This window comes from Flavobacterium sp. NPDC079362 (assembly GCF_050267765.1).
GTDB lineage: Bacteria > Bacteroidota > Bacteroidia > Flavobacteriales > Flavobacteriaceae > Flavobacterium > Flavobacterium azizsancarii.
The window spans coordinates 25,758-43,417 of sequence record NZ_JBNNFM010000029.1; the positions used below are offsets into that span (position 1 = coordinate 25,758).

16 protein-coding genes are annotated in these 17,660 nt (G+C 32.7%); 8 read left to right on the plus strand and 8 right to left on the minus strand.

The features are described from left to right. Nucleotides 1-46 precede the first annotated feature (46 nt). Both gap and ACQKCJ_RS19705 read left to right on the plus strand, forming a co-directional pair. Nucleotides 47-1,045 carry a type I glyceraldehyde-3-phosphate dehydrogenase gene (gene gap / locus ACQKCJ_RS19700; protein ID WP_271337421.1) on the plus strand — a complete coding sequence of 333 codons (999 nt, stop codon included), beginning with the start codon at nucleotides 47-49 and terminating at the stop codon, nucleotides 1,043-1,045. Nucleotides 1,046-1,073: 28 nt separating this feature from the next. Beyond that, a complete protein-coding gene (locus tag ACQKCJ_RS19705) occupies nucleotides 1,074-3,245 on the plus strand; it encodes a tetratricopeptide repeat-containing hybrid sensor histidine kinase/response regulator (RefSeq protein ID WP_271337420.1) in 2,172 nt (723 codons plus the stop codon). A gap of 3 nt (nucleotides 3,246-3,248) precedes the next feature. Here the strand turns inward: ACQKCJ_RS19705 and lpxK are convergent, their stop codons facing one another. Then, nucleotides 3,249-4,274 (minus strand): tetraacyldisaccharide 4'-kinase, encoded by a 1,026-nt coding sequence (gene lpxK / locus ACQKCJ_RS19710; RefSeq protein WP_271337419.1) that lies wholly within the window; start codon nucleotides 4,272-4,274, stop codon nucleotides 3,249-3,251. Nucleotides 4,275-4,318: 44 nt separating this feature from the next. Further along, nucleotides 4,319-5,143 (minus strand): KilA-N domain-containing protein, encoded by an 825-nt coding sequence (locus ACQKCJ_RS19715; RefSeq protein WP_349769756.1) that lies wholly within the window; start codon nucleotides 5,141-5,143, stop codon nucleotides 4,319-4,321. Nucleotides 5,144-5,311: 168 nt separating this feature from the next. Here ACQKCJ_RS19715 and ACQKCJ_RS19720 point away from each other — a divergent pair, with 168 nt between their 5' ends. From ACQKCJ_RS19720 to ACQKCJ_RS19730, 3 genes are all read left to right on the plus strand, one after another. Further along, nucleotides 5,312-6,406, plus strand: coding sequence for a Nif3-like dinuclear metal center hexameric protein (locus ACQKCJ_RS19720; protein WP_271337418.1), 1,095 nt, complete (start codon nucleotides 5,312-5,314; stop codon nucleotides 6,404-6,406). 3 nt (nucleotides 6,407-6,409) lie between these two features. Then, the gene (locus ACQKCJ_RS19725; protein WP_271337417.1) at nucleotides 6,410-7,189 is read left to right on the plus strand and encodes a zinc ribbon domain-containing protein; all 780 of its coding nucleotides are present in this window, start codon (nucleotides 6,410-6,412) and stop codon (nucleotides 7,187-7,189) included. Nucleotides 7,190-7,567: 378 nt separating this feature from the next. Next, nucleotides 7,568-8,440, plus strand: a complete 873-nt coding sequence (locus tag ACQKCJ_RS19730; protein ID WP_271337416.1) for an alpha/beta fold hydrolase — start codon at nucleotides 7,568-7,570, stop codon at nucleotides 8,438-8,440. 156 nt (nucleotides 8,441-8,596) lie between these two features. Here the strand turns inward: ACQKCJ_RS19730 and ACQKCJ_RS19735 are convergent, their stop codons facing one another. Continuing rightward, the gene (locus tag ACQKCJ_RS19735; RefSeq protein ID WP_271337415.1) at nucleotides 8,597-9,277 is read right to left on the minus strand and encodes an ArsR/SmtB family transcription factor; all 681 of its coding nucleotides are present in this window, start codon (nucleotides 9,275-9,277) and stop codon (nucleotides 8,597-8,599) included. A gap of 74 nt (nucleotides 9,278-9,351) precedes the next feature. On the opposite strand from ACQKCJ_RS19735, the gene ACQKCJ_RS19740 reads away from it, so the two are divergent. From ACQKCJ_RS19740 to rluF, 3 genes are all read left to right on the plus strand, one after another. After that, on the plus strand, nucleotides 9,352-10,500 hold the full coding sequence (locus ACQKCJ_RS19740; protein WP_427402756.1) for a cytochrome P450: 1,149 nt from the start codon (nucleotides 9,352-9,354) through the stop codon (nucleotides 10,498-10,500). Nucleotides 10,501-10,510: 10 nt separating this feature from the next. Then, on the plus strand, nucleotides 10,511-10,855 hold the full coding sequence (locus ACQKCJ_RS19745) for an antibiotic biosynthesis monooxygenase family protein (RefSeq protein ID WP_271337413.1): 345 nt from the start codon (nucleotides 10,511-10,513) through the stop codon (nucleotides 10,853-10,855). A gap of 165 nt (nucleotides 10,856-11,020) precedes the next feature. Beyond that, nucleotides 11,021-11,872, plus strand: a complete 852-nt coding sequence (gene rluF / locus ACQKCJ_RS19750) for a 23S rRNA pseudouridine(2604) synthase RluF (protein WP_271337412.1) — start codon at nucleotides 11,021-11,023, stop codon at nucleotides 11,870-11,872. 242 nt (nucleotides 11,873-12,114) lie between these two features. Here rluF and ACQKCJ_RS19755 read toward each other — a convergent pair whose 3' ends face one another. The 5 genes from ACQKCJ_RS19755 to ACQKCJ_RS19775 form a co-directional block, all read right to left on the minus strand. Continuing rightward, nucleotides 12,115-13,041: a magnesium transporter CorA family protein gene (locus ACQKCJ_RS19755; RefSeq protein WP_271337411.1), complete on the minus strand. Its 927-nt coding sequence runs from the start codon at nucleotides 13,039-13,041 to the stop codon at nucleotides 12,115-12,117. A gap of 211 nt (nucleotides 13,042-13,252) precedes the next feature. Beyond that, entirely contained in the window at nucleotides 13,253-14,638 is a 1,386-nt protein-coding gene (locus tag ACQKCJ_RS19760; protein WP_427402757.1) for a DUF4153 domain-containing protein, read from the minus strand. A gap of 59 nt (nucleotides 14,639-14,697) precedes the next feature. Then, on the minus strand, nucleotides 14,698-14,988 hold the full coding sequence (locus tag ACQKCJ_RS19765; protein ID WP_055093284.1) for a winged helix-turn-helix domain-containing protein: 291 nt from the start codon (nucleotides 14,986-14,988) through the stop codon (nucleotides 14,698-14,700). 9 nt (nucleotides 14,989-14,997) lie between these two features. Continuing rightward, nucleotides 14,998-15,612 carry a hypothetical protein gene (locus tag ACQKCJ_RS19770; protein WP_271337409.1) on the minus strand — a complete coding sequence of 205 codons (615 nt, stop codon included), beginning with the start codon at nucleotides 15,610-15,612 and terminating at the stop codon, nucleotides 14,998-15,000. Between the two features lie 1,088 nt (nucleotides 15,613-16,700). Next, nucleotides 16,701-17,585, minus strand: a complete 885-nt coding sequence (locus ACQKCJ_RS19775) for a bifunctional 5,10-methylenetetrahydrofolate dehydrogenase/5,10-methenyltetrahydrofolate cyclohydrolase (RefSeq protein WP_271337408.1) — start codon at nucleotides 17,583-17,585, stop codon at nucleotides 16,701-16,703. Nucleotides 17,586-17,660: the final 75 nt, after the last annotated feature.

Consider the following 17,660-nt stretch of genomic DNA (forward strand, 5'->3'; position numbering starts at 1 on the left):
TTAAACAAACAAACGATTGAACAATTTAAACAAATAAATAAAGCACTTGAAAACAAGAATTGCTATTAATGGTTTTGGAAGAATTGGGAGAAATTTATTCCGTTTACTTTTAAACCATCCTGACATTGAAGTTGTTGCCATCAACGACATCGCCGATAACAAAACCATGGCGCATTTGATAAAATACGATAGCATCCATGGTGTCCTGCCCTTTATCGTAAGTCATGACGAGAAAGGAATAATTGTGAATGAGCAGCATTATCTGTTTTTTCACGAAAAAAGCATTTCAAAATTAGACTGGAAAAGCCATAATATAGATTTTGTTATAGAATCTACAGGAAAATATAAAACGCACGAAGAACTTAACGCGCATATTGAAGCCGGAGCAAAAAAAGTAATCCTCTCGGCGCCATCAGAAGTTGATAGTATTAAAACGGTAGTTTTAGGCGTTAACGAAAATATTCTGGATGGCAGCGAAGATATAGTTTCCAATGCAAGTTGCACGACAAATAATGCTGCTCCGATGATAAAAATCATCGACGAATTGTGCGGAATTGAGCAAGCATACATCACAACGATACATTCTTACACTACTGACCAAAGCCTTCACGACCAGCCACATAAGGACTTGCGACGTGCCAGAGGCGCAAGTCAGTCAATTGTTCCAACAACTACAGGCGCAGCTAAGGCATTAACAAAAATTTTTCCTAAATTGCATGAAAAAATCGGGGGTTGCGGAATTCGCGTTCCTGTTCCTGATGGTTCACTGACAGATATCACGTTTAATGTAAAACGTGCTGTTACAATTGAAGAAATAAACAAAGCATTTCAAAAAGCCTCAAAAACAAATTTAAAAGGAATATTAGATTATACAGAAGATCCTATTGTTTCTGTTGATGTAATTGGCAATACACATTCGTGTTTATTTGATGCACAATTAACTTCCGTTATTGATAAAATGGTAAAAGTTGTGGGTTGGTATGACAACGAAATTGGCTATTCATCAAGATTAATCGATTTGATTTTACTTATAAGAAAAACATAAAAAATTCATTGTAAAAGCGCTGCAATACATGAAATACCACTATTTTATTCTTTTTTGTTTTTTAAATTCATTTTTGTATTCTCAAACTAAAAAGAATACGGATAGTGTTATCTATTACAATAAGCTGGTAAAAAGTAATCTTAACAATAAAAAATACGATCAGGCAGTATTTTACACTAAAAAATCAATCAACTTTTGCGAAGCAAACCAAAAATCCGAAAGCTTGGCCAATCAAACCTTCAAGCTTGGTAAAATCTATTACAACAAACAAAAGTATGATGAGGCATTAAAAAACTTTCACAAAAGTGTTTCTTTGTTTGAAACCTTAAAGCCAACTTGCACCAAAGTTTTAGCATTGCATTATATAGGCGTAACGAATACCGCTAAAGGCGATTATAAAACTGCTGAGATTTACTACAAGAAAGCAGATGATCTTTTGAAACAGTTAAAAATCGTTGATCAGGCTGAAGTTCTTAAATACCAGAAAGCAGTGGCTTTAAAAACAAATAAAAATTTACCTCTTGCTGCCTACACCTTTCGTGAAATAACAAAAAAGCCGGATAATCCTGCGATTTTAAAAACAAAAACTAATTCTTACTACCAACTTGGGTTAATTGAAACTCAGCTTAAGCGAAATGATTCTGCCATCATTTATTTTGACAATGCTTTAGACTACAACGAAAAAAGCAATGACTTAAAGCAAAAATCAAAAATTATATTAGCAATAAGTAAGTATTACAAGCAAAATAAAAATTTTGATCTCGCCTACTCTTATCTGGACGAACATTATCAGATCGAAAATTACATCCTGAAATTAAAGAATGCCAAGCTAGATCTAAATGAATTTGAAAAATTTAAAAAAAATCAATCTTTAAACAATACAATTAAAAGAGAAAGCGAAGAGAAAATTCAATTAAAAACCTATCGATACTCTAAGTTGGTAAGCATTCTTGCTATTGCCCTTATTTCAATTTTATCGCTTTTGAGCCTGGCATTGTATAAAAATAATATTATTCGAAATCAAAATAATTTACTTCTAAGAGAAAAGAACAAAGAACTTATTTTAGCCAAAAATAAAGCCGAAAAAGCATCAAAAGCCAGATCAGAGTTTCTCTCTACTGTAAGTCATGAACTTCGAACTCCATTAAACGCTATTAACGGAATTACTCATTTATTACTGGAAGACAATCCCAAGAAAACACAATTAAAATACTTAGAATCTTTAAAATTCTCAGGAAACTATCTTACTACTTTCATTAACGAGATTCTTGAAATCAATAAAATTGACTCCACTAAAGTAGAAATAGAGAACATTACCTTTAACTTAAAAGAGTTATTATTCAACATTCAAAGTTCTTTAAAGGAACTTGCTACGGCCAATAAAAATTATTTTAACCTTGAAATCGACGAAGCAATTCCGGATAATTTAATTGGAGACCCTACTAAAATATCGCAGATCATCCTTAATTTAATCAATAACGCCTTAAAATTTACACAAAACGGAAACGTAAATGTGATTGCAAAACTATATGGAATAACTGAAGAGCAGGCGACAGTTTATTTTGAAATCGTAGACACAGGAATTGGCATCCCGGAAGATAAACTGCAAACTGTTTTTGAAAGCTTTTCTCAAGGGTCAATAGAAGTAAACCGAAAATATGGCGGAACAGGCTTAGGACTTACAATTGTAAAAAAATTAATTGAACTTTTAGGTGGAGAAATAAAACTAAAAAGCGAAGTTGGTAAAGGATCTACTTTTACCTTTAAATTAGATTTTAAAATTAACAAAGAACCTCTTGAAGCAGTGGAAGAAAAAAAACCATACAATGACAATCAACTAAAGAATAAATCAATTTTATTGATTGAAGACAATAAAATCAATCAAATGATTACTCGAAAGATGCTTGAAAACAAGGCAATTTCCTGCGAAATCATAGATAATGGAGAAGATGCTGTTGAGCTTTTAAAAATAAAACGCTTTGATATGATTTTAATGGATGTTCATTTACCTGGAATTAATGGAACCACTGCTACAAAATTAATCAGGGAATTCGATAAAACAACTCCAATTATTGCGTTAACAGCTATTTCGCTTGACGAAAACAGAGATATGCTTTTATCTTATGGAATGAACGATGTGATTACAAAACCATTTGTTCCGGAGGAATTTTACAGTACCATTGCGAAATTTTTTGATTAGGTCCTAAGATCCTAATTTAACTTTGACATACTCCAAAATTGTTGCATCAAAATTTTGCTGGTAATTGATAAACGTACTTTTTATTGGCAAATAATACAATTGCGAAATAAGTTTAGAATCCTTTAAACGTACATAATCTTTCTCTGTTGTAATAATCTTTTTACCTTGTGCTTTATTTAGGATTGCTTCTAAATCTGAATCAGAAAAATGGTGGTGATCCGGAAAAGTCAGGCATTCGTCATTTTCATTTTTTAAATAATCAAAAAACGGCGTTGGTTTTGCAATCCCTGCCAAAAGCAATTTCGATTCATTTTTAATTTCATTCACAGCGATTTTTTCCTCTTTGCTATTACATATAAAATCATCATAATCTATAAAAGTAAAATAGATTTGCTGTGAGCAGATAAGTTTTAATTTCAGGCGAATTTGTTCTTGTTCTTCATCTGATAAATCCTTTGGACATTTAGTTACAATCACAATATTTGCACGATTGGCACCGCTTCTGCTTTCACGAAGATTTCCTGTTGGCAGCATAAAATCATCTGCATACAAGTCACCATAAGAACTTAACAAAATATAAAATCCTGCTTTTACTTTTCGGTGTTGATAAGCGTCATCTAATAAAACAACTTGCGGTTTTTCATTCTGAGAAAGCAACTGTGTAATTCCGTTTGTTCGATTAGCATCGACTGCAACCTGAATATTTGGGAATTTTTGATAAAACTGAAAAGGCTCGTCTCCTAAAATCTCAGCATTTGAACTTGCACTGGCTAAAACAAAACCTTCCGATTTTCGTTTATAACCACGACTTAAAGTTGCTACTTTATAACGATTAGATAATAACCGAATAAGATATTCTATTTGAGGCGTTTTTCCAGTTCCGCCAACGCTTAAATTTCCGACTGCAATAACCGGAATATCAAATGAAGTTGATTTTAAAATTCCTTTATCAAAAAGAAAATTACGAATGCTTGTAATGAATCCGTATAAAACGGCGAAAGGGAAAAGTATTTTTCGAAGTAAGTTCATTTTACGAAAGTATAATATTTAATTTTCTGCGACAAAATTATTAGTTACTTCAATTTATCAAATGTTTTATTATTTATAAGCGATTTCATTTGAATAATAGCAATTTCATTCAATTTAAATAATCTATCAGCTTGGTCTATTTCTTGTTGTATCAACATAGCATTAATACTCTCAAGATTTGACAATACAACTAATTGCTCTATTGATGCAATATCCCTGATATTACCTTTTTGATTTGGATTTTCAATGCGCCATTGTTTTGCAGTTCTTCCAAATAGCGCAAGATTTAACGTATCAGCTTCATCTGCATAAATAAAATTCTTTTGATTTCCTGCTAAGATTACCGGAATTAAATTTTCCTTTATTGCATCAGTATGTATTTTGTAATTAATTTTAGAAATTGTCCTTTGTAAATTCCAATCTAAATTTTTAGTTTTATTCTCATCCTCTTTTAAACGCTGAAACTCTTTAATAATATAGAGTTTAAACTCAATGGAAATCCAAGAAGCAAATTCGAATGCGATATCTTTATGTGCATAAGTTCCTCCATATCTTCCCGCTTTTGATATTATACCGATGGCATTAGTTGCTTCGATCCATTTTTTAGCAGTCATAGTAAAACTATTTAAACCAGCTTGTTTTTTAAACCCGTCGAATTCGACGGGGTTAAAATCAGGATTATTTAAAACTTCCCAAAAGCCTAAAAGTTCAATCGTGTTTCTGTTTCGCAGCCAATTTTTTATAATATCATCTATATGATCAGGATCTTTATAACGTGCAATATCAGTTATACAAATATAATCTTGCTCTAAGTTCGAGAGCAATGAAATTGAATTACCATTCACCTCCATTTTATTCAATTTTGCCATAAATTATATTTCTATTTTAAAAAACAATACCTCCAATATTTCTACAACACAAAAACAAGAAAAAACTCACGAAGCATATTCATTTTACGAAAGTATAATATTTTTCGTTAATTTGTTCAAAGTTTTTAAACCACAATTTAAACTTGAAACCTGAAACAAAAAGCAATAATGAAAATCAAAGAAATATTAGTAATTCTTGAGGAAATGGCACCTTTGGCATACGCCGAAGATTTTGACAATGTTGGACTATTAGTTGGCAATAGCGAAACTGAAAGTACGGGAGTTTTAGTTTGTCATGATGCTTTGGAAACCGTAATCGACGAAGCCATTACTAAAAACTGCAATCTGGTAGTTTGCTTCCACCCTATTTTATTCTCCGGAATTAAAAAAATAACTGGTAAAAACTATGTAGAGCGTGCGATTTTGAAAGCCATTAAAAACGACATCGCTATTTATGCTGTTCATACGGCGTTAGACAATCATTCAGCAGGCGTGAACAAGATATTTTGTGATGCTTTGGGCTTAACCAATACTAAGGTTTTGATTCCGAAACAAAATTTCATTCAAAAATTAGTAACTTATACTACTGCTGACAATTCAGAAAAAGTTAGAAATGCCATGTTTCAGGCTGGCGCAGGAACAATTGGAAATTACGACAATTGCAGTTTTAACACCGAAGGTTTTTTTACTTTTCAGGGAAATGAAGACAGTAATCCTGTAATTGGAGAACGAGGGAAACTACATACCGGAACCGAAATAAAGATTGAGGTTGTTTTCGAAAAACACTTGCAATCAAAAATTCTAAAAGCACTTTTTGCCAATCATATTTATGAAGAAGTCGCTTATGAAGTTTATAATCTTGAGAATTCACATCAGAATATTGGCTTGGGAATGATTGGGGAATTTGAAACTGAAATGGATGAAAAAGATTTTTTACATTTTGTTAAAGATAAAATGATTGCCGATGGAATTCGTCATTCTTCGTTTTTAGGCAAAAAAATAAAGAAAGTTGCTGTTTTGGGCGGATCAGGAAGTTTTGCGATAAAAAATGCAATCATGTCCGGAGCCGATGCTTTTTTGACAGCCGATTTAAAATATCATCAATTTTACGAAGCAGAAAACCGACTACTTTTAGCCGATATTGGTCATTTTGAGAGCGAACGCTATACAAAAAACTATATTGTTGATTATCTTCGAAAAAAAATCCTTAATTTTGCCATCATTTTATCAGAAGAAAATACAAATCCAGTTAAGTACTTATAGAATATGGCGAATACGAAAGAATTAAGTGTTGAGGACAAGTTAAGAGCAATATACGATTTACAGCTTATTGACTCTAGAATTGACGAAATCAGAAACGTGAGAGGTGAACTTCCTTTAGAAGTGGAAGATCTTGAAGATGAAGTTGCAGGTTTAAGCACGCGTTCAGAGAAACTGAAAAGTGAACTTGAGGTTATTGAAGATCTTATCAAATCGAAGAAAAATGCGATTGATGAGCATAAAGAGGTTATCAAAAAATACACAAAACAACAAGAATCAGTTCGTAATAACAGAGAATTTAATTCTTTGACTAAAGAGGTTGAATTTCAGGAATTAGAAATTCAATTGGCTGAAAAGCAAATCAAAGAAATGAAAGCTTCTATCGAGCATAAGAAAGAAGTTACTTCTAATCTAAAAGAAAAACTTGACGCTAAAAGTTCGCACTTAAAACATAAAAAATCTGAACTTGACGCTATCATGGCTGAAACTCAAAAAGAAGAAATCTTCTTATCTGAGAAATCAGCTGAGTTTTCAGGTCAAATTGAAGAAAGACTATTAGCTGCTTATACTAGAATCAGAACTAGTGTTCGTAATGGTTTAGCTGTTGTATCTATCGAAAGAGGAGCATCTGCAGGATCATTCTTCACTATTCCCCCACAAACTCAGGTAGAGATTGCTTCTAGAAAGAAGATCATTACTGATGAGCACTCTGGAAGAATTTTAGTTGACAGCGCATTAGCTGAAGAAGAAAAAGAAAAAATGGAACAATTGTTCTCGAAATTCTAAATATTTAAAATCCCGATTAAATCGGGATTTTTTTTTGTACTTAATTTTTTTTGTCACAGATTAAGATCAACGCTAAATGTTGTGGAGAATTTTACCGCAAAGAACACAAAGATTTTTATCTAAGAATGCTTTTGAAAGCACAAAGTTCGCAAAGCTAAATCAATACAAAGCTTTGCGAACTTTCCCTTTTTATAAAGCTAAGAATAAAAAAACTTAGCGTTCTCTGCGATAATTTTTTTTCTCTTTCCATAGGTGTTAGAATTGATCAATTAAAAGATTAATAGGATTTTCAATCTGTGCTAATCTTTTTAATCTGTGGCAAAACTTTTTTTCAGTAAGTTTAAAATCATATTTTTACCTTTATAAAAAATTTAAGTTTTGGGAATTAAAAAAGGAATCCGTTTCATTACATTAAAATCGGTTGGATCATATATTAACTTTCTAAGTTATGTTCGTCCGCAAAAAGCTGTTGAACTTTCTTACGCACTTTTCAGCCAACCCAGAATTGGAAGATTACAAAAAGAAAGTTTACCCAAAATATTAAAAAATACCGAAACTGAAACGTTTCATCATAACGAACATCATTTTCAGACTTATATCTGGAAAGGCAATGAAACTAAAATTCTGCTTGTTCACGGGTGGGAAAGTAATGCCGCCCGCTGGAAAAAAACCTTACCGCATCTTCAAAAATCAGGAAGCACTATTATTGCTATTGATGCTCCGGCTCACGGACAAAGCAGTGGTAAAGAATTTAATGTTCCGCTATATGCTGAATTTATCAATAAAGCGGTTGAAAAATATCAGCCTACAATAATTATTGGTCACTCTATTGGCGGTGCAGCCTGTGTTTATCATCAATATTTATTCCCAAACACCAGCATTAATAAAATGGTGATTCTTGGCGCTCCATCAGATTTAAAAACGCTGATCAATAATTACGTTTCGATGCTGAGTTTAAATACTAAAGTATATTCTCTTTTAGAAAGTCGATTTTTAACGCATTTCAATTTTAAGCTGGACGATTTTTCCGGACAAAAATTTGCATCTGAATTTAATGTTGCGGGGCTAATCGCACATGATACCTCAGATAAAATTGTAGCTTTTGCAGAAGGTGAAAAAATTGCCAGCAATTGGAAAAATAGTCAGTTTATTGAAACCAAAGGTCTAGGTCACGGAATGCACGATGATGAATTGTATGATAAAGTGATTGAGTTTTTGTTTTCGGAAGGTTCTGATGTTTTGAGGTTCTGAGCCACTAAGTCGCTAAGGCACTAAGTTTTTTCTCTTAGAAATCTACTTTTCTTTGTCATCCTGAGCGAAGTCGAAGGAAAGCAGCTCGACAAAGATTGACGACTTTCTGGATATTCCTTCGACTTCGCTCAGGATGACAAGATTGTGCTTAAAAATCTAAACAACTATTTTAAAAGACTTCAACATTTCTTTTTCTCCTTTTCCTGTAATTATTATTGCTCTTGAATTGGCCGTTCTTCTGATCCAGTCCTGCTCCAGCATTTTATTCAATAACAAAGTTCCTATAGAGCCCGAAATATGATATCGTCTTTCGCTCCAGTCCAGGCAAGGTTTTAAGAATATTCGTTTTTGCTTTTGGGCTTCTTCTAAATTAATTCCAAAATCAGAAAACCATTTTTCTCCTTCAGTACTAATTTCGAAAGTATTACCATTTTCGATTATTATTTTTTGTTTTAATAAACTGTCGGCTAAAGCAACACCAATTTTTCCTGCCAAATGATCATAACAAGTCCTGCAATATTTTACGGGAGGATAATTTTCGTTTTTCTTTTGCGAAAAAATCTCAGGCTTGGGAATTAGGTTCGCCATTGCCTCAACAACGTAAGCCACTTCTCTACTTGAAAATCTATAATATTTATGACGGCCTTGTTTCTCTACACAAAGCAAATTTGCTTCAAGAAGTTTGGCCAAATGCATGCTGATGTTTTGCGGAGATGTATTTGCAGCAATCGAAAGTTCAGTGGCTGTAAAAGCTCTTCCGTCTAATAGAGTCCACATTATTGCTGCGCGAGTTGCGTCTCCTATTAATCCTGCTGCTTTTATAAATTGATCTTCCATTTAGGCTTTCATAGTTAAATATAGAATGAAGTATTCTTTTGTAAAGTTAAATAACTTTGCTAAAAACAATCTACATGACTACTTTATTCTTTCAGTCTGATGTGCAAGATCCTTATTCAATCTATCAATTGATGTTGGACAAAAACCCAATATACTGGGATGAAGAAAACAAAATCTGGGTAATTTACTCCTATGAATCTTGTATTGAAATTCTAAAAAATCCAGATGCTCTAATTCCCGTTATAAACCTAAATAACGAACAGAAGCTAAACGAACATGCTTTGGATATTTTGAACAATTTGGCTAGATTGTCTAATGAAATTCAACATACCATAAATCGTGAAATTGCCAATTTGCTATTTTCGAACTTAAAATCTGTCGACATCAATACAATCCTTTATAAATTGATAAAAGATGATTTAATCGAAAATGAAGTTGATTGGGTAAATTCGGTTTGCAAAAAATTACCGCTTTTGGTTGTTTTAAAAAGTTTTGGTTTTACAGCAAATGATTGTGCTTTTATTTTAGATAAAATTGAAATTTTGGTTAAAATAATGCTTCCGAATAAAAGTAAAGAAGAAGTAAAATTGATCAATCAAGTTTCTGAGAGAATATTTTCTATTGTCGAAAAACAACTTTTGTTATTCGATTTCTATAAACCTTTATTAAACAAAATATCAGAATTAGAAGTTCTTCCGCTTGACGAAATTAAAAAAATAACTATTAGTAATTTAATAGGTCTATTGATTCAGAGTTATGATGCAGGTCGCGGAATTTTGAGTAATTCGTTATTACAAATTATCAAACACAAAACTTTTTCGAACAAAGCCACAATACAAAAATCAGTTATAGAGACTTTGCGTTTTGATCCGCCAATTCATAATACGAGACGAATTGCAAATGCTGATATAACTTTGGGAAAAACAACAATTAAAAAAGGCGAAAAAATAATGGTAGTTCTTGCTGCAGCCAATCGCGATTTGCAAAAATTCGAAAATGAATCCAATTTCGATATCGAACGTTTTAATAATAATGAGAATTTGACTTTTGGGATTGGTGGTCATATGTGCTTAGCCAAACATTTTTCGATTAACCTCGCAACTGAAGTTTTATGGTTTTTATTTAATGAACATAAAATAATTACACTTTTAGATAATAATATAGAATATGAACCCTTGATTAATACCCGATTGCCTAAAACTATCTGGATTTCGATAAAATAAAAAATATAATATGATAGCAGTAATTTTTGAAGTCATACCTAACGAAGGAAAAAAAGAAGAATATCTGAATATTGCTGCAAGCCTGCGACCAGAATTAGACCATATCGAAGGTTTTATTTCGATAGAACGTTTTCAGAGTTTTAGTGATCCTGAAAAAGTTTTGTCATTGTCGTTCTGGAAAGATGAAGAAAGTATCCAGCAATGGCGAAATCTGGAAATGCACCGTCACGCACAAGCAAAAGGAAAAAATGAAGTTTTTAAAGATTATCATTTAAGAATCGCAACAGTTGTTCGCGATTATGGAATGTTTGAGCGGAAAGAAACCCCGGAAGACAGCTCTTCTTATCATGAATAAAGGTTCAAAGGGATAAAGGTTTTTTCTAGCTTCTGAGGTTCTGAGTTGCTAAGTTGCTAAGTTTTTTTTTAGTGAAGTACTTGTCGCATTCAAAATGATCCAACGATCTAAGAAGTCTAACAATCTAAAGATCTAACAAATCTAAATTTTGCTTACTTTTGCACTATGGAAGAGAATTTAAAACGTCTGAATAAATTTATTGGTGAAACAGGATATTGTTCCCGCCGTGAAGCTGATAAACTTATTGAAGAAGGACGCGTGACAATAAATGGTGTTGTACCTGAAATGGGAACTAAAGTTTCACAAAACGATGAAGTACGTATTGACGGAAAATTGATTGTTGAGAAGCACGAAAAATTAGTATACCTGGCTTTCAACAAGCCTGTTGGAATTGAATGCACAACGAATCTTGAAGTTCGAAATAATATTGTCGATTATATTAATTACCCAAAACGTATTTTCCCAATTGGGCGATTGGATAAAGCGAGTGAAGGATTAATTTTCATGACCAATGATGGTGATATCGTAAACAAAATTTTACGCGCCAGAAACAATCACGAAAAAGAATATACCGTTACGGTAAACAAACCTATCACAGAACGTTTTATACAACGTATGGGAAATGGAATTCCGATTTTAGATACTGTGACCAAAAAATGTAAAGTAGAACAGATTAGTCAATTTACTTTTAAAATCATTTTAACACAGGGTTTAAATCGCCAAATTCGTAGAATGACAGAATACCTGGGTTATGACGTTACAGCGCTTAAACGCATCAGAATCATCAATATTTCACTAGATATTCCGGTTGGACGCTATCGCGATTTGACTGATGACGAAATTAAAGAATTAAATCATTTAATTGAACCATCAAGCAAAACCGAAGAAGCAAGCTTACCAAAACCTGAAGCTCCCAGACGAAGAACGGATTTTCTATCGAAAGACGATGTTCCTAAACGAAGAACCGATTTTATCTCAAAGGATGATCCGAGATTTAAGAAAAAAGGAGACTATTAAATAAATTGATCTTATAAAAATGCCCTTTCGCTAAAAACGAAAGGGTATTTTGTTATTCATTCCAGTCAATAATTAAAACTATCCGATTAGTGCCGTTAGGCACTAAATATTGGTAGTTATCATTTTGTTGCGTACCTACGGCACGCCAAGATATCTCGAATCTATAATAACTACCAATATTTAGTCCCTAACGGCACATTTCAATTCTTGATTTGTATTATTCATTTGATATTTATATTTCATCAAAACCATCTTCTTCTTTTAAATAAAAATGCGCCAAAAGAAGACAATATAACGGATACAAAAAGAAGAATCCAAAAACCATATTTACTTTCTTCTAAACCATTTGGGACATTCATTCCGTACAAACTGGCAATCAAAGTGGGAATCATTAAAATAATAGAAATAGAAGTCATTTGCTTCATTATATTATTCATATTATTAGAAATTACAGAAGCATACGCATCCATCATTCCGGTCAAAATATTACTGTAAATATTAGCCGTATCCTGTGCCTGACCTAATTCGATATCAACATCTTCTAACAAATCCGGATCAAAATGTTCTCGGTGGGCTTTTAAATTCTTAATTCTGTGAAACAAAACATGATTTGCTTTTAACGATGTAATAAAAAATACCAAACATTTCTCTATTTGTAAAAGCGCCTGTAATTCTTCATTTTTAATCGATTTCTCTAAATTATCCTCTGCTAATTTTATTTTTTGATTCACTTGTTTCAGATACTTCAAATACCAAACACTTGATGACAAGAGCAATCTCAAAACCCAATCAAAATTATCCTTAACTACAATATTTTTACGTCGCGAATACAACATAAAATCATGTATGATTTCTGTTCTGTAAAAAGTGATTGTAACACAGATATCATCCTTAAAAATTACACCAAGCGGAATAGTCTGAAAAGGGAGCTTTATATCATTACTTTTTATAGGAACACGCATGATAATAAGTGTCCATCCATCTTCCAATTCTACACGAGGTCTTTCGTCAATATCTTCAATATCATTATAAAAAGCTTCAGGAATCTGAAGTTCTTCAAGTAAATATTTCTTTTCTGTTTCTGACGGAGATTCAATATTGATCCAGCAATTTGGAGTCCATTCTTTTGTCTCGATTAATCCGTTGTTGTTATTGTAAAAAGCTTTCATTTTAAAATTGCAGGGTTTTATCTAGCAATTTGAAAAATTCAAAAAGCTATTTTAATTTAATACTAACGAATAATAATCGTCCATTGAAGAAGTAGTTTTTTTTAAGTGCTGCAAAAGTATCCTTATATTTTTAAAACCCAAAACTTTAAAGCAATATTTAGACATTAAAAAAACCGTCTAAACAATCAGAGTAAGACGGTTTTTAAGATTATTATTTTTTTTTTAGAAACTCATAATACAAAGCTTTTGATAAAAATGTTTTATTTTGATATTTATCAATTTGTTCTTCTTTATTAATTTCATTTTTTTGCCCTTCTAAATGAAGCTTGGAAAAATACTCTCTTCGGGCGTCATCATTAAAATTCAAACCACTCAAAAACATAGGCTCTACACATTTATTGACTGAGATATTATAGTTCGTTATTAGATTTCCCCAATTGAAAAAACTGCACAATAAAACGGTTCCATAAAAATACCACACCATTTGGTTGGCCAGATAAGCATTTGTTTTTTGCTTTGTAATTTTAAAAAACACAAAGACCAAACCGATAATAGCTAAGATCAAAAAAGCATAAACTCCTAATCGTTTATAGGTTAATCCGAAAACTGAAATATATTCTGAATTTTTGATGACTGTACTTACGATCAACAAACCATTTAAGATAATCCAAATTTTAGCCAGTTTCTTTAGCCAAACTGCTTTTTTATCAAAATTGAAACCGCCTTTAAAATAAAACATAATTACTCCCACCGCCATGATTATAGAAAAGATTACTGAATTAACTCTCTCATGTGTATCAGCACTCAGGTTTGATTTTTCTATCACTTCAAAAAACTGCTCGTAATTGTAAGTAATAATAAAAATCAAAAGCATAAAATTCAGCAATAGTAAAGTTATCTCACCACTTTTTCGCTCGAAGTCAATATCTAAAAACGAAAATGTATTCTGATTTTTAATTTCGGGTATATTTTTAAAATCATTGTCCAGTAATTCATTCTTCTCATAGCAAACTTCCGGTACCCAATAATTCCAGAAACTGAATGAAATATAAAATCCTAAAACTCCAATTAAGATTACTTCAACAATATCGAGATCTAAAGTATAATCTGTAAGTAAGGAAGAGAAATGAGTACTTCCGAAAGAATAGGCTGTAAAAAAGACTATTAAAAAAATCGCAGGAATAACGAAATAAGCGACCAATTTGTTGGCGAAGTTATTATGAATTTTTCTTTCAGGCAGCCATTGGCTAAACATAAAAATACGACCTATCGAAGCAAATGCATTTAGAAATACAAGCGGTAAAACTAGTATTATTTTAAGTTTTGAATCCTGGGTTTTAAATTGCAAAAACAAAATTGATAGTGCCAAAGCCAGAAAAGAAACAAAGTCGCCGTACCAGGCAAAAGCCAAACAAGATAAAACGGAAGTAACAACCAAAATTAAATGTGATCTGTTTGTGAACCGATCCTGAAAGAAATAACAGATGGAACCGGTTAATAATAGTCCAAAAATAGCGAGGTTTACTCCTATTGACTCGTTGTAAAAAAGCAGTGTAAATACTATACTGCAAGCTAGGATAATTTGGTGTTTCTTCATGATTTTAAATTTTAAAAGTACTTTGCATTTCAAAGTATTTAGGTAAAAAAATATAGTTATTACGATTTCATTAATTTTTCAAGGTAAGAAAGGTGTTCCTTAAAGGCCGCACGTCCTCTGGGAGTAACCTGATAAGAGGTTTTAGGCTTTTTGCCCACGAACTCTTTTTTGACTTCGATATATTCTGATTTTTCAAGTGCTGAGGAATGACTGGCAAGATTGCCATCTGTAATATTCAGAAGATTTTTCATCTCAGTAAAATCAACCCATTCATTGACCATCAGAACGGACATAATACCCAATCTGACGCGGCTTTCAAAATCTTTATTTAGTTTATCAATGATTCCCATTGCGTGGATTTATTTATATTTTTTGAACATTATTAGCCCGTACAAGATATGCAAAATACCAAATCCAATGATCCAAAAAACTAAACCATATCCAATAAAAAAAAGAGAAACAAACCCTAAAACTAACTCACAGAAGCCTAAGTATTTAATATCTGAAAACGTATATTTCTCAGCGTTAATAAGTGCTAAACCGTAAAAAATCAAAGTTGCCGGAGCAATTAAACCATAAATTTCATGATGTAAAAGTGCCAGACAAAATATACCTCCCGCCACTAGGGGAACAGCCAAATTGAATAGCATATTTTTTGTTGCAGAAGTCCAAATTGGTAAATCATATTTTTTGCTCTTCCTGATGGTAAAAGTAAGTCCAAATACAAAAGCAAAAGCCAAAATGATCAAACCAGTATAAAACAATTGAGATACTAAACTAAAAGGAATAATAATTTGTTGTCCGCCAAAATATTCAATTCCGTTTGCTTTAAACAACTGGTAAACATACAATCCACCAATTAATGCTGACAGACCTGCAAAAACTCCTGAGAGCCCGCTTAAGGATATAAATCGTGAAGAGCGCTCCATCATGGAACGAATGTGTGCTAAATCTTCTTGGTGCTTCTGACTCATAAATAAAGTACTTTGTAGTGCAAAGTTATATTTTATTTTGAATTGACAAGTAGAAAAACTGATTTTTTTTATGATGATTATTTTTCATACGTATAAATTGATTCTGCTTTGTCTGAATCTGTAATCCCTACGGGCAATGTCATTAAGTTAAGCTTTTTTAAGGCAATTGTGACCAACCAATTTTCAAACAAAGAGTCACCAAATTTTTAAGTGTTTAATTTATTGACTAGCCACCAGCTGAAGCTGGTGGTGTTGAATACGCGTAATTAAGATGGCTTTAGCCGAATCACGCATTTTTGGCTAAAGCCATTTAGATTGATCTTATGTAAACTCCAGCTAAAGCTGGAGCCAATTCAAAAAAGCTTAACTTAATGAAATTGCCCTACGGGATATTCCATTGGTTGGCTGTATATTTTTTCTACCGATCTGTAACTCCTAACGGAGTAGTTACTAGAGACTAAATATTGGCAGAAAAAAATTATCGATATTCTTTTTGTCCCGTAAGGCAATGTCATTAATTTAAAGAATGTGTAAATAGACAGAGAAGTAACCACATAGTTTGTTATCTCGAAACGAGAGATCTCACTATTATGTCCGTTAAGATATTCGCCAATCTTTGTCGAGTTTCTTGTGTGACCTACTTCGTCTGTTCGCTATCGCTCGGGTCTCCTTCGTCGAGATGAACTGTGTTTAAACTTTGCGGAGAATGGATTAATCCCGATAGCTATCGGGACATCCCTACAATATATTTTGTTCCTCCGGAACTCTTTCTAAAATTCAAGAGGAATGCGTTATGTTGTAGCAACAGATTAAAATCCGTTGAAAAAGACAAAAAATTTGGTTATATCATAGAAATCGAAATGACAAGATTGTGCTGAAAACTGAGACTGAGAATGAAAACTGTTTTGCTCGAGTGAGGGATAGGAATAAGCTACCGAAGTAGCATGGATAGCCCGACCGTATTTGCGAAAGGCGCACATAAAAGGCGAGTTAAATAGCGCCTTTTGTAAATACGGTCACGCCCAAAGTATATAAAACAACAAAGCCTACTCGATTGAATAGGCTTTGTTTATTATTTGATGCAAAAATTATTTTTTCGCGCTTCTCATTTTTCTTGCTAAAAGTGTATTTTTAAGCAGCATTGCAATTGTCATTGGTCCTACTCCACCAGGAACCGGAGTTATGAATGATGACTTTTTGCTTACTTCGTTAAAATCAACATCACCTTTTATAACGTAGCCTTTTGGGTTTGAAGCATCGTCAACTCTTGTGATTCCAACGTCGATTACTACTACTCCGTCTTTTACCATATCTGCTTTTAAAAATTCAGGAACACCTAAAGCTGTAATTATAATATCAGCATTTTTAGTAAATTCAGCTAAATTTTTAGTTCGGCTATGTGTCAAAGTAACGGTTGAATCCCCAGGATTTCCTTTACGGCTCATTAAAATACTCATTGGTCGGCCAACGATATTGCTTCTGCCAATAACAACGGTATGTTTTCCGGCAGTTTCAACTTTATAACGCTCTAACAATTGCATGATTCCAAATGGTGTCGCAGGAATGAAGCTTTCCATCTCTAAAGCCATTTTTCCGAAGTTTGTTGGATGAAAACCATCAACATCTTTATCAGGATCAATTGCCAATAAAATCTTTTGTTCGTCGATATGCTTTGGTAAAGGCAACTGAACAATATAACCGTCAAGATCATCATCTTCGTTTAGCTCTTTAATTTTGGCTAATAACTCATCTTCGGTAATATCTTCCGGTAAACTTACTAAAGTAGAATCGAAGCCAATTTGCTGGCAAGATTTCACTTTACTCCCTACGTAAGTTAAACTTGCCCCGTTTGTACCAACGATTACGGCTGCCAAATGAGGTACTTTTCCTCCGGCATCTTTTATCGATTGAACTTCGGCTGCAATTTCGTTTTTAATGTCTTCAGCTGTTTTTTTACCGTCTAGTAGTTGCATTGTTTTTTGTTTCAGGTTTATTTTTTTATTTCAAGTTTCAGGTTCACGTTAAAACGAAACTTATTAAATTTATTA

Bases quoted from the DNA above. Each gene is read 5' to 3' on its own strand.
- ACQKCJ_RS19705 (WP_271337420.1), top strand. From the start codon at position 1,074: ATGAAATACCACTATTTTATTCTTTTTTGTTTTTTAAATTCATTTTTG.
- lpxK (WP_271337419.1), bottom strand. From the start codon at position 4,274: ATGAACTTACTTCGAAAAATACTTTTCCCTTTCGCCGTTTTATACGGA.
- ACQKCJ_RS19715 (WP_349769756.1), bottom strand. From the start codon at position 5,143: ATGGCAAAATTGAATAAAATGGAGGTGAATGGTAATTCAATTTCATTG.
- ACQKCJ_RS19720 (WP_271337418.1), top strand. From the start codon at position 5,312: ATGAAAATCAAAGAAATATTAGTAATTCTTGAGGAAATGGCACCTTTG.
- ACQKCJ_RS19725 (WP_271337417.1), top strand. From the start codon at position 6,410: ATGGCGAATACGAAAGAATTAAGTGTTGAGGACAAGTTAAGAGCAATA.
- ACQKCJ_RS19735 (WP_271337415.1), bottom strand. From the start codon at position 9,277: ATGGAAGATCAATTTATAAAAGCAGCAGGATTAATAGGAGACGCAACT.
- ACQKCJ_RS19740 (WP_427402756.1), top strand. From the start codon at position 9,352: ATGACTACTTTATTCTTTCAGTCTGATGTGCAAGATCCTTATTCAATC.
- ACQKCJ_RS19745 (WP_271337413.1), top strand. From the start codon at position 10,511: ATGATAGCAGTAATTTTTGAAGTCATACCTAACGAAGGAAAAAAAGAA.
- rluF (WP_271337412.1), top strand. From the start codon at position 11,021: ATGGAAGAGAATTTAAAACGTCTGAATAAATTTATTGGTGAAACAGGA.
- ACQKCJ_RS19755 (WP_271337411.1), bottom strand. From the start codon at position 13,041: ATGAAAGCTTTTTACAATAACAACAACGGATTAATCGAGACAAAAGAA.
- ACQKCJ_RS19760 (WP_427402757.1), bottom strand. From the start codon at position 14,638: ATGAAGAAACACCAAATTATCCTAGCTTGCAGTATAGTATTTACACTG.
- ACQKCJ_RS19765 (WP_055093284.1), bottom strand. From the start codon at position 14,988: ATGGGAATCATTGATAAACTAAATAAAGATTTTGAAAGCCGCGTCAGA.
- ACQKCJ_RS19770 (WP_271337409.1), bottom strand. From the start codon at position 15,612: ATGAGTCAGAAGCACCAAGAAGATTTAGCACACATTCGTTCCATGATG.
- ACQKCJ_RS19775 (WP_271337408.1), bottom strand. From the start codon at position 17,585: ATGCAACTACTAGACGGTAAAAAAACAGCTGAAGACATTAAAAACGAA.